Here is a 13,109-nt window from a genome sequence, read left to right on the forward strand (position 1 = left end):
AGAGGCGCCCACCCGGGGCGCAGCGAGGAGTGCCAGCATGAGCGACACGACACCGGAACCCGCCGACAAGCGGGATGAAGCGGGGTCGGTCGAACCTGCCACCCCGCCTGCCACCGCACCGGCCGAGTCGGCCGCCGCCGAGCCGGCCCCGGTCGTCGAGCCCGCCGCAGAGCCCGCGCCGCACGCCGAGCCCGCCTCGGCCGAGCCGGCCCCGGCTCCCGCGGACGAGCCGCACGACACGGACCAGGAGATGAGCGTGCCGCCGTCGGCGCCGGTGTCCGCTCGCGGTCACCTCAACCGTCCGGCCGACGAGGCAGCCGCCGAGGTCCCCGCCGCCCCGGCCGCCACGCCGCCCGCCGCCGCGATCGAGCCTGAGCCCGTGACCTCGTCGCCCGACGACGTCGCCGCGGCCGTCGCGCGCTCCTCCACCGAGCCCGGCGCCACCGCCGCGGGTGACGCGACCGTGGACACCGCGTCTCCGGCGCAGTCTGCCGCGCCGGTCATCATCGCGGGTGAGGCCGCCCGGCAGGCGACCGCCCACCCGGAGACCCCGCAGCAGCAGGCCCAGCAGCCGCCGGTCGCCCCGCAGGGCGAGGCCACCGCCGCCGCGCCGGTGGCGCAGACCCCGCCGCCGTACCTCCCGCAGCCGGTCGCGCCGATCTTCCTGCAGCGTCCCGAGCCGCCGAAGCGCAAGAGCAACCGCGGCGTCGGCATCCTCATCGCCCTCGTCGGCACCGTCGCGTTCGCCGTGCTCTGGGCCGTCGCCGTGGTGGTCGTCGGTGCGATGCTGACGCCGAGCAGCGAGTTCCTGCCCGTGCTCACGCAGTACTTCACCACGCAGCTCTCGGGCTGGGCGCCGATCGTGGCGTTCTTCGTCGGGATGGTCGTGCTCATCCAGATCATCAACCGGGCGCGCTGGTGGGCGTACATCCTCGGCGGCCTGTTCGTCGCGGTCTTCGTCTACCTCGTCTACGTCGGCGCCGAGCTCTCGGACGCGCACTACCTGTCGCGCAACGCCGAGGAGCAGGCACTCATCCTCAGCCGCGTCTGGGTCAACCCGTTCGCGGTCCTCGCCGGCGTCATCGCACGCGAGATGTCCGTGTGGACGGGAGCCTGGCTCGCCGCGCGCGGCCGCAAGCTGAAGGCCCGCAACGCGGAGGCCCAGGCCGACTACGAGCAGCAGCTCGCCGACGCCCAGAACCAGGCAGCCAACGCGTACGCTCAGGGGTACTGACCGACCGCACCGCTTCCGAGGGGGCTCCCATGCGTGAGGAGCGTTCCTACGCCATCGTCGTCGCCTGCTTCGCCGCTGGCCTCTACCTGGCCGTGCTGGTCGCCGCGTTCGGCCTGATCTCGCTGGCGACGGACACCGAGGTGATCCCCGACCCGTCCGCCGGGCCGCTGGTCGGGCCGATCATGACGGGCGTCGCGGTCGCGGTGCTCCTGGTCCTCCTGATCCGCACCGGGATCCGCGTGCCGGGCGACCAGCAGCGCATCGCACCGCTGAGCGCCCTCGGCACCGGTGTCGCGTGCTACGTCGCCTACTGCCTGGCCGGGGGAGTGGCCGGCTCGCTCGCGACCGGCGACGTCCTCCGCTTCGTGCTGTTCGCCGCCGGGCAGCTCGCCAGTCTGTATGCCATCGCCGTCGGCGCCGCGGCCGTCCTGGTCACGCTGCTCTACCAGCTCGTCCTGGTCGGCCGCTTCCGGCAGCGCGGGAGGCCGCGCTGGCCGTGGGAGCAGCCGGACGACGAGTGACCTCCTGGTGACCCGAACGGGTGGACGCGGCGGTCCACCCCGGCCGATACACTGCGGGAACCCGATCGAGAGGTTCCGATGTCCGACGCTCCAGTCCGCGCCCTGCCGGATGACGCCGACCCCTCGACCGACGCCGGCCTGTCGACCGACGCTCCTCCTCCCGCTGGGCCGCCGCGCTCGCACGCGCGCCGCTGGATCCTCGCCCTGGTCGCGGCCGTCACCCTTCTGGTCACCGCCGCGGGCGTGACCGTCTCGGTGTCGGCTGTCGTCGCGCTGCAGAACCTTCCGCGCACGCTGGTCGCCCAGTACCTGGGCGAGCTCCAGCACGGCCGGGCGGAGGCGGCGATGAAGCTGGCCGGGATCCGCGCGAACAGCGGGGACGTGCTGCTCAACGACGCCGCCTACGGGAAGATCACCGACCGCATCAGCTCCTTCACCGTGCAGTCGCCGGTCACCCGCGGCGACACCACGACCGTTCAAGCGCGGATCACGCAGGGTGAACGCACGTATGATCGCTCGTTCGTCGTGGAGCAGGCGGGAGGCCTCCCCTGGCTGCCGTTCTGGCGCCTCGGCCGCATCGAGCCCGACACGGTCGACCTCATGGTCCAGGGCCCGGCGGGCATCCAGTACACGGTCGCCGGGGTGAAGCCGCAGAACATGCCGCTCGCCACGGACGTCATCCTCCGCGCCCTCCCCGGCACGTACCCGGTCGAGCTCGTCTCGACGAGCGCGAACTTCGACGTCCCCGTGAGCGCCGTCGCCACCACCCCGGCCGGCGCCGCCGCCTCGCCCACCGTGTTCACCGCCCGGCTCACCGACGCCGGCCAGGCGGCGGCGCGGACCGCGATCGACACTTGGCTGGACGGCTGCGTCGCGTCGCACGACGCCGTGCCGGCCCACTGTCCGTTCGGCACCTTCCCGGACAATGCCTCCGATGTGGTCAGCAACGTCCGCTGGCAGCTTCACACCCGGCCGGACGTGACGATCGACCCGGTGTGGACGACGGGCGGTTGGGTCGTGGAGAGCACGACGGGCAGCATCTCGGCGCAGGCCACGCTGACCCGCACGTCCGACGGCGGGACCGGCGAGGGCTACACCGACCCGTGGAGCTTCGACTTCCGCGGCATCCTGACCTTCGACGGCCGCGGGCCGCTCTTCACGCCGCTGATCGCGGGCGACGGGCCGGCAGCGCAGGCGGGGGCGTGAGGCAGTCGCCGGTTACGCGGCCTCGTCGGCGCGCTCGGCCGCGGGACTCCCGGCCGCTCCGGAGGCCTCGGCGAGCGAGCGGGGCACCGTGGCCGGACGGCCGCTGCGGCTCCGCACCCGTTCGATCAGGGCCACCGGGATCATCCCGACGAGCCACGGCAGGTCCTGCAGCAGGTAGCGCTTGACCAACCGGGACGGGTCCTGCCCCATCCGCCACACCCACTCCAGCCCGAGCCGGCGCATCAGGTGCGGCGCGCGCGCGAAGTGCCCGGTGTTCATCTGCGCGGCGGCCCCGGCCCCGATGTAGACGATGCCGTCGGAGTGCCGTTTCCGCAGCTCGAGGATCACGCGCTCCTGTTTCGGGAAGCCCAGGCAGACGAACAGGACGTCCGGCCGGACGCGCTCGATGAACGCGCTCGCGGCGTCGATCAGTGCCGGGCTTCCCGGCTCGGCGAACGGGAGGGCGGCCCCGTGGACGTGCGCATGTCCGCGCGAACGGTAGAACGTCTCCGCCTCGGCCGCGGCCGCACCGACGATGCCGACGCGCAGCCCGGTCGCGGTCGGGTGCTCGATGACGGCGTTCATCAGGTCCGTGCCGGTGACGCGGGGGAAGCGGCCCTTGCCCGCGATCCGCAGCAGCCAGGTGAGCGGGACGCCGTCGACGGTCCAGAAGGAGGTCTGCTCCTCGAGCTCGGGAAGGCCGACAGTGCGCAGGTGGCGCGAGATCGAGACGTTCGAGGTGACGACGATCCCGCCGGCCCCGCGGGCGAGGTCGATGACGTGCCGGCTGGACTCGTCGAGGTCGGCCCGGTCGAGCTGGAGGCCGCCCAGGACGGCGCGTTCGAAGGTCTGCACCACGACAGAGTGGCATATGTATAGTGGATGCCAGACACCACTGCGCGCGCATGGCAGAGCCCGCCGCCCGAGCTTCGGGCGGCGATCACCCCGGACTTCACCAGCCCACCCTTTCGCTGTGCGCGGACAGCCCGCTAGCACGCCCTCGTTCATTTGACCGCCCACCGCGCGGACGATAGTATTTATCGGGTGTGCGCTCTGTCGCGCGCTTGTTGTGTGCTCGCGAGAGCCGACACCGAGCGGGCTGGCACGTACTCATCCGATGGGCGGAGAGACCGCACGGAATCACCGCCCCCACGGCATATCGGCCATCGGTCCGATACTCCCCAACTCCTGATCGCCCGCGAAGCGGGTCGCTCGGGGTGCGGGGAAAAAGCAACAACTGTCACCGTGCAGTCCATAAAAGGAGAAGTTCAGTGCCAACCATTCAGCAGTTGGTTCGGAAGGGCCGGACGCCGAAGGTCACCAAGACCAAGGCCCCCGCCCTGAAGTCCAACCCCCAGCAGCGCGGCGTGTGCACCCGTGTCTACACCACCACCCCCAAGAAGCCGAACTCCGCGCTCCGCAAGGTCGCGCGCGTCAAGCTCTCGAACGGGACCGAGGTCACCGCGTACATCCCCGGTGAGGGCCACAACCTGCAGGAGCACTCGATGGTGCTCGTCCGCGGCGGCCGTGTGAAGGACCTGCCCGGCGTTCGTTACAAGATCGTCCGCGGCGCCCTGGACACCCAGGCCGTCAAGAACCGCAAGCAGGCTCGCAGCCGCTACGGCGCGAAGATGGAGAAGAAGTAATGCCTCGCAAGGGTCCCGCTCCGAAGCGCCCCGTCGTCGCCGACCCGGTCTACGGCTCGCCGGTCGTCAGCCAGCTCGTCAACAAGATCCTCCTCGACGGCAAGAAGGGCCTCGCCGAGCGCATCGTCTACGACGCGCTCGAGGGCGTCTCCACCAAGTCCGGCCAGGACGCGGTCGCCACGCTCAAGAAGGCGCTCGACAACATCCGCCCGACCCTCGAGGTCCGCAGCCGCCGCGTCGGTGGCTCGACCTACCAGGTGCCGGTCGAGGTCAAGCCGCACCGCGCGAACACCCTCGCGCTGCGCTGGCTCACCAGCTACGCCAAGGGCCGTCGCGAGAAGACGATGACCGAGCGTCTCACCAACGAGATCCTCGACGCGTCGAACGGTCTGGGCGCCGCGGTCAAGCGCCGCGAGGACACGCACAAGATGGCCGAGTCGAACAAGGCCTTCGCGCACTACCGCTGGTAACACTTTTCGCTGTCCGGGCGTTGCACTCCTGAGGAGTGCTGCGCCCGGGCGGCACCCCTTCCACTCTCTACTTTTCGGAGGAACCCTGTGGCACAGGACGTGCTCACCGACCTGCATAAGGTCCGCAACATCGGCATCATGGCCCACATCGATGCCGGCAAGACCACCACGACCGAGCGCATCCTGTTCTACACGGGCGTCAACCACAAGATCGGTGAGACGCACGACGGCGCCTCGACCACCGACTGGATGGAGCAGGAGAAGGAGCGCGGCATCACCATCACGTCCGCCGCGGTCACCTGCTTCTGGAACAAGAACCAGATCAACATCATCGACACCCCGGGTCACGTCGACTTCACGGTCGAGGTGGAGCGCTCGCTCCGCGTCCTCGACGGTGCCGTCGCCGTCTTCGACGCGAAGGAGGGCGTCGAGCCCCAGTCGGAGACCGTCTGGCGTCAGGCCGACAAGTACGTGGTCCCGCGCATCTGCTTCGTCAACAAGATGGACAAGCTGGGCGCCGACTTCTACTTCACCGTCGACACCATCGTCTCCCGCCTCGGCGCCAAGCCGCTGGTGATGCAGCTCCCGATCGGCGCCGAGTCCGACTTCGTCGGCGTCGTCGACCTGGTCGAGATGCGTGCGCTGGTCTGGCCGGGCGACGCCAAGGGCGATGTGACCATGGGCGCCAAGTACGAGGTCCAGGAGATCCCCGCCGATCTGCAGGAGAAGGCCGAGGAGTACCGCAACCGTCTCCTCGAGACCGTCGCCGAGACCGACGACGCTCTGCTGGAGAAGTTCTTCGGTGGCGAGGAGATCACCATCCCGGAGATCAAGGCCGCCATCCGCAAGCTCACCGTGAACAACGAGATCTACCCGGTCCTCTGCGGCTCGGCGTTCAAGAACCGCGGTGTCCAGCCGATGCTCGACGCCGTGATCGACTACCTCCCGTCGCCGCTCGACGTGCCCGCCATCGAGGCGCACAACCCGCGCGACGAGGAGCAGGTCATCCTGCGCCACGCCGACGCCACCGAGCCGTTCTCGGCCCTCGCGTTCAAGGTCGCGGTCCACCCGTTCTTCGGTCGCCTCACCTACGTCCGCGTCTACTCGGGTCGTGTCGACTCGGGCGCCGCGGTCGTGAACTCGACCAAGGGCAAGAAGGAGCGCATCGGCAAGATCTTCCAGATGCACGCCAACAAGGAGAACCCGGTCGACTACGTCACCGCCGGCAACATCTACGCGGTGATCGGCCTCAAGGACACCACCACCGGTGACACCCTGAGCGACCCGGACCACCAGGTCGTGCTCGAGTCGATGACCTTCCCGGAGCCCGTGATCGAGGTCGCCATCGAGCCGAAGACCAAGGCCGACCAGGAGAAGCTCGGCACGGCCATCCAGAAGCTGGCCGAGGAAGACCCGACGTTCCGCACCGAGCAGAACCAGGAGACCGGTCAGACGGTCATCAAGGGCATGGGCGAGCTGCACCTCGACATCCTCGTCGACCGCATGAAGCGCGAGTTCAACGTCGAGGCCAACGTCGGCAAGCCGCAGGTGGCCTACCGCGAGACCCTCCGCCGCACGGTGGAGAAGTACGACTACACCCACAAGAAGCAGACCGGTGGTTCCGGTCAGTTCGCTAAGGTGCAGATCACCCTGGAGCCGCTCGAGGTGACCCCGGAGACCTCGTACGAGTTCGTGAACGCCGTCACCGGCGGTCGCGTCCCGCGCGAGTACATCCCCTCGGTCGACGCGGGCATCCAGGACGCGATGCAGGTCGGCGTGCTCGCCGGCTTCCCGACGGTGGGTGTCAAGGCGATCCTCGTCGACGGTGCGTCGCACGACGTCGACTCCTCGGAGATGGCGTTCAAGATCGCCGGCTCGATGGCCTACAAGGAGGCTGCGCGCAAGGCGAACCCGGTGCTCCTCGAGCCGCTCATGGCGGTCGAGGTGCGTACGCCGGAGGAGTACATGGGCGACGTCATCGGCGACCTCAACTCCCGCCGTGGACAGATCCAGTCCATGGAGGACGCGAGCGGCGTCAAGGTCGTTCGTGCCAACGTCCCGCTGTCCGAGATGTTCGGCTACATCGGTGACCTGCGGTCCAAGACCTCGGGCCGCGCGGTGTACTCGATGCAGTTCGACAGCTACGCGGAGGTCCCGAAGGCTGTTGCCGACGAGATCGTCCAGAAGAGCAAGGGCGAGTGACCTCGGTCGCTGCTCCCAGGCAACATCCCGTAACATAAGAAACCAATCCCGTAGGCCTCCCGGTCGAAATCCATCGACCGGGGTGTCTGCACGAGAGTCCTGAGGAGGACCACAGTGGCTAAGGCCAAGTTCGAGCGGACTAAGCCGCACGTGAACATCGGAACCATCGGTCACGTCGACCACGGCAAGACGACGCTCACCGCGGCGATCTCCAAGGTGCTTGCTGACAAGTACCCGTCGGCGACCAACGTGCAGCGCGACTTCGCGTCGATCGACTCGGCTCCGGAAGAGCGTCAGCGTGGTATCACGATCAACATCTCCCACGTCGAGTACGAGACCCCGAAGCGCCACTACGCGCACGTCGACGCCCCGGGTCACGCCGACTACATCAAGAACATGATCACCGGTGCCGCTCAGATGGACGGCGCGATCCTCGTGGTCGCCGCCACCGACGGTCCGATGGCTCAGACCCGCGAGCACGTGCTGCTGGCCAAGCAGGTCGGCGTTCCGTACCTGCTCGTCGCGCTGAACAAGTCCGACATGGTCGACGACGAGGAGATCCTGGAGCTCGTCGAGCTCGAGGTCCGCGAGCTGCTCTCCAGCCAGGACTTCGACGGCGACAACGCCCCGGTCGTGCGCGTCTCGGGCCTCAAGGCTCTCGAGGGCGACGAGAAGTGGGTCCAGTCGGTCCTCGACCTCATGGACGCCGTCGACGAGTCCATCCCGGACCCGGTGCGCGACAAGGACAAGCCGTTCCTGATGCCGATCGAGGACGTCTTCACGATCACCGGTCGTGGCACCGTCGTCACCGGTCGCGCCGAGCGTGGCACCCTCGCCATCAACTCCGAGGTCGAGATCGTCGGCATCCGCCCGACGCAGAAGACCACGGTCACGGGTATCGAGATGTTCCACAAGCAGCTCGACGAGGCCTGGGCCGGCGAGAACTGTGGTCTGCTCCTCCGCGGCACCAAGCGCGAGGACGTGGAGCGCGGCCAGGTCGTCGTGAAGCCGGGTTCGGTCACGCCGCACACCAACTTCGAGGGCACTGCCTACATCCTCTCGAAGGAGGAGGGTGGCCGTCACAACCCCTTCTACACGAACTACCGCCCGCAGTTCTACTTCCGTACCACCGACGTCACCGGCGTCATCTCGCTGCCCGAGGGCACCGAGATGGTCATGCCCGGCGACACCACCGACATGTCGGTCGAGCTGATCCAGCCGATCGCCATGGAGGAGGGCCTCGGCTTCGCCATCCGTGAGGGTGGCCGCACCGTGGGCGCCGGTACGGTGACCAAGATCAACAAGTAAGTCCCCGCGACTTCCTTGTGAGAGGGTCGGGCCTTCGGGCCCGGCCCTCTTCGGCGTTCCTGGGGCTGTTTTCTGACGGTTCGTCACCAGGGGTTTACCTCTCGCCGGGTGGGGCGCAGAATTGGTGCACCGTTTCAACCGAACGGGTCCGTCGACGAAGGGAGAGTGCCTATGGTGAGCAAGGACCTCGCAAACCAGACCAAGCCGCTGACCGGAGCACGGACGAAGAGTTCGGATACCGCCTAGGCGGCCTTGGAACCACGAGAGCGGCGGCGCGAGGCGCCGCTCGGAGCGGGACCGGCGAACGCCGGTCCCGCTTTCCGTTTCACGGGCTTCCGGTCTCACGGGGTCAGCCCGAGTTCCTCGAGCCGCGTCCGTGGATCGAGCGGCACGCCCTCGCGCAGCAGAAACTCCCGCATGAGATCGAGGCGGCGCCCGGTGGCCCAGCGCCAGCGGACGACCCGCAGCCCGGTCTGCTCGATCCGTCGGTCTCGCTCCGCCCGCGCGGCGAGCTCCTGCCGCACCTCCGGGAACCGCCGGAACGCCGGATGCTGCAGCTTCTGCGCCCCGTCCGCCTCGCCGGCGATCGCGAGCCCCGGCCAGCAGAAGTCGAGCCGGGCGACGACGCCGAACAGGTCGCACACCTGGAGTTGCAATTCGGGCGGCGGAGCCCCCGCGAGGGCCATCGTCGCCCGGCTCACCGATTCGAGCGGCGACTCGGCTCGCCCGTCTGCGAACCGCGCGACCGCGAGCGCCCGCCGCCGTTCCGCCGGGTCGGCCAGCAGCTCGGCTGCGCCGACGAGCTCCGCTCGCGTAGTGAGCGGTTCCCGCTCGCCGAATGCTCCCGTGTGCAAGGCGTGATCGGCAAGGACGACGCCTTCCAGGAACGATGTCCGTCCGGCGAGGGCTGCCACGGTCTCCCCGGCCGTGGTCGCCAGGAGGTCGCGCCTGCGCACGGGTGCGGTCCCCGGCGTCCGACGGTGGGCTACGACGCCGTGGGCGGCGCCCTCGGTCGCTGCTGCGGCGAGGACATGGATGGTCGCCGGGGGCGCGTTGAGCAGTGGCAGCCCATGGATGAGCGCCGCCGACCAGTACGCGAACACGGGCGGCCTCGCCCGCGTCATCGCGAACAACCGCAGCCGCTCTCTCTGCTGACGCGCAGAGCGCTGTCGTCCGATCTGTTGCAGGGTCGCATGGCGGGCCGGCTCGACGGCGCGCAGGTGCAGTCGATGGAGCAGCTGGGGCGGGGAGGAGTCGTGGATCGCTGTCATGCCGTCCAGCCTGCCGAGACGGGCAAGGCCGCGGGCGGATCGCTGGAAATCTGGGGATAACCCTGGCGCGAAACGCGCCTGTGGAGACCTTCCCATCGAGCGACGCGCCGACGCGACACGCCCGGGTTGCAGCATCGCCCTGAATCTGGCAAACTTGTCTGGTTCAACATTTCGGAACGAGTGCGCTCATGTGCGCTCCGAACGGATCACTGCCAGGCAGTGCATAGCCCACCGCGGGAGCCTTCGGGCCCGTGGTCGAGGGTTAGGCCGCAGGTAGCAGGACACGCTCACATCGACACCTTCGAAAAGCAGGGATTTCTCTGTGCCTCGAGGCGTGCGTGCGAGTTGACAGAAGAATAGTGGCGTTTCCCACGCGTACGTCGCACTGCGTCCAATGCGAGCGCGGTTCGTAAGAGCCGTCTCGTACGACGCCATAACAAGAGAGAGAGTCAGACATGGCGGGACAGAAGATCCGCATTCGGCTTAAGTCGTATGACCACGAGGTCATCGACACCTCGGCGCGCAAGATCGTCGACACGGTGACCCGTGCAGGCGCGACCGTCGTCGGCCCGGTGCCGCTTCCCACCGAGAAGAACGTGGTGTGCGTCATCCGCTCGCCCCACAAGTACAAGGACAGCCGCGAGCACTTCGAGATGCGCACGCACAAGCGGCTGATCGACATCATCGACCCGACCCCGAAGGCCGTCGACTCGCTCATGCGTCTCGACCTGCCGGCGGACGTCAACATCGAGATCAAGCTCTAAGGGGGAGTGCCGCTATGTCCAACAACGAGACCAAGACTTCGCGTGGCCTCCTCGGCAAGAAGCTCGGCATGACCCAGGTCTGGGACGAGAACAACAAGCTCATCCCCGTCACGGTCATCGAGATCACGCCGAACGTCGTGACCCAGGTCCGCACCCCCGAGGTCGACGGCTACAACGCCGTCCAGATCGCCTACGGCCAGATCGACCCGCGCAAGGTCAACAAGCCGGCCGGTGGCCACTTCGACAAGGCGGGCGTCACGCCGCGCCGTCACCTCACCGAGGTCCGCACCGCCGACGCCGCCGAGTACTCGGCCGGCCAGGAGCTCACCGTGGACGCCACGTTCGAGGCGGGCCAGCTCGTCGACGTCGTCGGCACCTCCAAGGGCAAGGGCTTCGCCGGTGTCATGAAGCGCCACAACTTCAAGGGTGTCTCCGCTTCGCACGGTGCGCACCGCAACCACCGCAAGCCGGGTTCCATCGGCGCCTCCTCGACCCCAAGCCGTGTCTTCAAGGGCATGCGCATGGCCGGTCGCATGGGTGGCGAGCGCGTGACCGTCCTGAACCTCAAGGTCCAGGCCGTCGACGCCGAGAAGGGCCTGCTGCTCGTCAAGGGCGCCGTTCCCGGCGCTCGTGGCCGCATCGTTTTCGTCCGCAACGCAGTGAAGGGGGCCTGAGTAAATGGCTACCTCGATTGACGTCGTCGACCTCAAGGGCAAGAAGGCCGGCTCCATCGAGCTTCCGGACTCCCTGTTCGACGTTCAGACCAACATCCCGCTGATCCACCAGGTCGTGACCGCCCAGCTCGCCGCAGCGCGCCAGGGCACGCACAAGACCAAGGGTCGTGGCGAGGTCTCCGGCGCCGGCCGCAAGCCGTTCAAGCAGAAGGGCACCGGTCGCGCTCGTCAGGGCTCGATCCGCGCTCCTCAGATGACCGGCGGTGGCGTGGTCCACGGACCGAACCCGCGCGACTACTCGCAGCGCACCCCGAAGAAGATGATCGCCGCTGCTCTGCTCGGCGCCCTCTCGGACCGCGCCCGCGGCAGCCGCATCCACGCCGTGCAGGCGTTCACGGTCGGCGAGGCTCCCTCGACCAAGGCCGTCGTGGAGCTGCTCAACGGCGTCGCGACCTCCCGCCACGTCCTCGTGGTGCTGGAGCGCGACGACGAGCTCGCTTTCAAGAGCGTGCGCAACGTCCCGTCCGTGCACGTGCTGACCTACGACCAGCTGAACGCCTACGACGTCCTGGTGAGCGACGACATCGTCTTCTCGCAGGCCGCGCTCGAGGGCTTCATCGCGTCCAAGACCAAGAAGGAAGAGGTGAACGCGTAATGGCCGCCGTCAACAAGGACCCGCGCGACATCATCATCGCTCCGGTCGTCTCCGAGAAGAGCTACGGCCTGATCGACGAGGGCAAGTACACCTTCCTCGTCGACACGCGTTCCAACAAGACCGAGATCAAGCTCGCCATCGAGTCGATCTTCAAGGTCGAGGTCGCGTCGGTGAACACCCTGAACCGTCAGGGCAAGACCCGCCGCACCAAGTTCGGCCTCGGCAAGCGCAAGGACACCAAGCGTGCCATCGTCACGCTGAAGTCCGGATCCATCGACATCTTCACGGCCGTCGGCTGAGACTAGAGGAAGACAGACATGGCTATTCGTAACTACAAGCCCACGACCCCCGGTCGTCGCGGCTCCTCGGTCGCCGACTTCGCCGAGATCACCCGCTCGACGCCGGAGAAGTCCCTTCTCCGTCCGCTGTCGAAGACCGGTGGCCGCAACAACCAGGGCCGCATCACGACCCGTCACATCGGTGGTGGCCACAAGCGCCAGTACCGCGTGATCGACTTCCGTCGCAACGACAAGGACGGCGTCAACGCCAAGGTCGCGCACATCGAGTACGACCCCAACCGCACCGCCCGCATCGCGCTGCTCCACTTCGTGGACGGCACCAAGCGCTACATCCTGGCTCCGGCCGGGCTGAAGCAGGGCGACGTGGTCGAGTCGGGCGCAGGCTCCGACATCAAGCCGGGCAACAACCTGCCGCTGCGCAACATCCCGACCGGTACCGTCGTGCACGCGATCGAGCTGAAGCCGGGCGGTGGCGCCAAGATGGCCCGCTCCGCCGGCGCCTCGGTGCGTCTCGTCGCGAAGGACGGCCCCTACGCCCAGCTGCGCCTCCCCTCGGGCGAGGTCCGCAACGTCGACGTGCGCTGCCGCGCCACGATCGGCGAGGTCGGCAACGCCGAGCAGTCGAACATCAACTGGGGCAAGGCCGGCCGTATGCGCTGGAAGGGCGTCCGCCCGACCGTCCGCGGTGTCGCGATGAACCCGATCGACCACCCGCACGGTGGTGGTGAGGGCAAGACCTCCGGTGGTCGCCACCCGGTCAGCCCGTGGGGTCAGAAGGAAGGCCGCACGCGCCACCCCAACAAGGAAAGCGACAAGCTCATCGTCCGCCGCCGTAACGCCGGCAAGAAGCGTAAGTAGG

14 protein-coding genes are annotated in these 13,109 nt (G+C 68.5%); 12 read left to right on the forward strand and 2 right to left on the reverse strand.

All coding sequences use genetic code 11. The annotated features are described in order from the left end of the window. The first annotated feature begins 37 nt into the window (after nucleotides 1–37). The 3 genes from ABIA36_RS10155 to ABIA36_RS10165 all read left to right on the forward strand — a co-directional run bounded on the left by ABIA36_RS10155 (nucleotide 38) and on the right by ABIA36_RS10165 (nucleotide 2,961). A complete protein-coding gene (locus tag ABIA36_RS10155; protein WP_369962257.1) occupies nucleotides 38–1,234 on the forward strand; it encodes a hypothetical protein in 1,197 nt (398 codons plus the stop codon). Between the two features lie 29 nt (nucleotides 1,235–1,263). Continuing rightward, on the forward strand, nucleotides 1,264–1,755 hold the full coding sequence (locus ABIA36_RS10160) for a DUF6121 family protein (protein WP_369962258.1): 492 nt from the start codon (nucleotides 1,264–1,266) through the stop codon (nucleotides 1,753–1,755). Between the two features lie 78 nt (nucleotides 1,756–1,833). After that, a complete protein-coding gene (locus ABIA36_RS10165) occupies nucleotides 1,834–2,961 on the forward strand; it encodes a hypothetical protein (protein WP_369962259.1) in 1,128 nt (375 codons plus the stop codon). Nucleotides 2,962–2,973: 12 nt separating this feature from the next. Here ABIA36_RS10165 and ABIA36_RS10170 read toward each other — a convergent pair whose 3' ends face one another. Further along, on the reverse strand, nucleotides 2,974–3,816 hold the full coding sequence (locus tag ABIA36_RS10170) for a WecB/TagA/CpsF family glycosyltransferase (protein WP_369962260.1): 843 nt from the start codon (nucleotides 3,814–3,816) through the stop codon (nucleotides 2,974–2,976). Between the two features lie 416 nt (nucleotides 3,817–4,232). On the opposite strand from ABIA36_RS10170, the gene rpsL reads away from it, so the two are divergent. From rpsL to tuf, 4 genes are all read left to right on the forward strand, one after another. Further along, nucleotides 4,233–4,607 (forward strand): 30S ribosomal protein S12, encoded by a 375-nt coding sequence (gene rpsL / locus ABIA36_RS10175; protein WP_055913929.1) that lies wholly within the window; start codon nucleotides 4,233–4,235, stop codon nucleotides 4,605–4,607. Next, on the forward strand, nucleotides 4,607–5,077 hold the full coding sequence (rpsG, locus tag ABIA36_RS10180; RefSeq protein ID WP_179604991.1) for a 30S ribosomal protein S7: 471 nt from the start codon (nucleotides 4,607–4,609) through the stop codon (nucleotides 5,075–5,077). Before rpsL ends, rpsG begins: the two co-directional genes overlap by 1 nt. 87 nt (nucleotides 5,078–5,164) lie before the next feature. Further along, nucleotides 5,165–7,279 carry an elongation factor G gene (gene fusA, locus ABIA36_RS10185; protein WP_369962261.1) on the forward strand — a complete coding sequence of 705 codons (2,115 nt, stop codon included), beginning with the start codon at nucleotides 5,165–5,167 and terminating at the stop codon, nucleotides 7,277–7,279. A gap of 114 nt (nucleotides 7,280–7,393) precedes the next feature. Further along, the gene (gene tuf, locus ABIA36_RS10190; RefSeq protein WP_055913937.1) at nucleotides 7,394–8,587 is read left to right on the forward strand and encodes an elongation factor Tu; all 1,194 of its coding nucleotides are present in this window, start codon (nucleotides 7,394–7,396) and stop codon (nucleotides 8,585–8,587) included. A gap of 341 nt (nucleotides 8,588–8,928) precedes the next feature. Here tuf and ABIA36_RS10195 read toward each other — a convergent pair whose 3' ends face one another. Further along, on the reverse strand, nucleotides 8,929–9,858 hold the full coding sequence (locus tag ABIA36_RS10195) for a hypothetical protein (protein ID WP_369962262.1): 930 nt from the start codon (nucleotides 9,856–9,858) through the stop codon (nucleotides 8,929–8,931). A 455-nt stretch (nucleotides 9,859–10,313) separates the two neighbouring features. On the opposite strand from ABIA36_RS10195, the gene rpsJ reads away from it, so the two are divergent. From rpsJ to rplB, 5 genes are read left to right on the forward strand one after another with little or no spacing between them, the layout of a single operon-like run. After that, nucleotides 10,314–10,622: a 30S ribosomal protein S10 gene (gene rpsJ, locus ABIA36_RS10200; protein ID WP_005050520.1), complete on the forward strand. Its 309-nt coding sequence runs from the start codon at nucleotides 10,314–10,316 to the stop codon at nucleotides 10,620–10,622. Nucleotides 10,623–10,636: 14 nt separating this feature from the next. Then, entirely contained in the window at nucleotides 10,637–11,296 is a 660-nt protein-coding gene (rplC, locus tag ABIA36_RS10205) for a 50S ribosomal protein L3 (RefSeq protein ID WP_369962263.1), read from the forward strand. A 4-nt stretch (nucleotides 11,297–11,300) separates the two neighbouring features. Further along, nucleotides 11,301–11,951 (forward strand): 50S ribosomal protein L4, encoded by a 651-nt coding sequence (gene rplD / locus ABIA36_RS10210; protein ID WP_369962264.1) that lies wholly within the window; start codon nucleotides 11,301–11,303, stop codon nucleotides 11,949–11,951. Further along, nucleotides 11,951–12,250: a 50S ribosomal protein L23 gene (gene rplW / locus ABIA36_RS10215; protein ID WP_369962265.1), complete on the forward strand. Its 300-nt coding sequence runs from the start codon at nucleotides 11,951–11,953 to the stop codon at nucleotides 12,248–12,250. The genes rplD and rplW overlap by 1 nt, the downstream gene beginning before the upstream one ends. An 18-nt stretch (nucleotides 12,251–12,268) precedes the next feature. Next, nucleotides 12,269–13,108, forward strand: coding sequence for a 50S ribosomal protein L2 (gene rplB, locus ABIA36_RS10220; protein WP_345834048.1), 840 nt, complete (start codon nucleotides 12,269–12,271; stop codon nucleotides 13,106–13,108). Nucleotide 13,109 lies beyond the last annotated feature (1 nt).

The organism is Leifsonia sp. EB34, assembly GCF_041260585.1.
In the GTDB taxonomy this organism is placed as follows: Bacteria; Actinomycetota; Actinomycetes; order Actinomycetales; family Microbacteriaceae; genus Leifsonia.

Bases quoted from the DNA above. Each gene is read 5' to 3' on its own strand.
- ABIA36_RS10155 (WP_369962257.1), top strand. From the start codon at position 38: ATGAGCGACACGACACCGGAACCCGCCGACAAGCGGGATGAAGCGGGG.
- ABIA36_RS10160 (WP_369962258.1), top strand. From the start codon at position 1,264: ATGCGTGAGGAGCGTTCCTACGCCATCGTCGTCGCCTGCTTCGCCGCT.
- ABIA36_RS10165 (WP_369962259.1), top strand. From the start codon at position 1,834: ATGTCCGACGCTCCAGTCCGCGCCCTGCCGGATGACGCCGACCCCTCG.
- rpsG (WP_179604991.1), top strand. From the start codon at position 4,607: ATGCCTCGCAAGGGTCCCGCTCCGAAGCGCCCCGTCGTCGCCGACCCG.
- ABIA36_RS10195 (WP_369962262.1), bottom strand. From the start codon at position 9,858: ATGACAGCGATCCACGACTCCTCCCCGCCCCAGCTGCTCCATCGACTG.
- rpsJ (WP_005050520.1), top strand. From the start codon at position 10,314: ATGGCGGGACAGAAGATCCGCATTCGGCTTAAGTCGTATGACCACGAG.
- rplC (WP_369962263.1), top strand. From the start codon at position 10,637: ATGTCCAACAACGAGACCAAGACTTCGCGTGGCCTCCTCGGCAAGAAG.
- rplD (WP_369962264.1), top strand. From the start codon at position 11,301: ATGGCTACCTCGATTGACGTCGTCGACCTCAAGGGCAAGAAGGCCGGC.
- rplW (WP_369962265.1), top strand. From the start codon at position 11,951: ATGGCCGCCGTCAACAAGGACCCGCGCGACATCATCATCGCTCCGGTC.
- rplB (WP_345834048.1), top strand. From the start codon at position 12,269: ATGGCTATTCGTAACTACAAGCCCACGACCCCCGGTCGTCGCGGCTCC.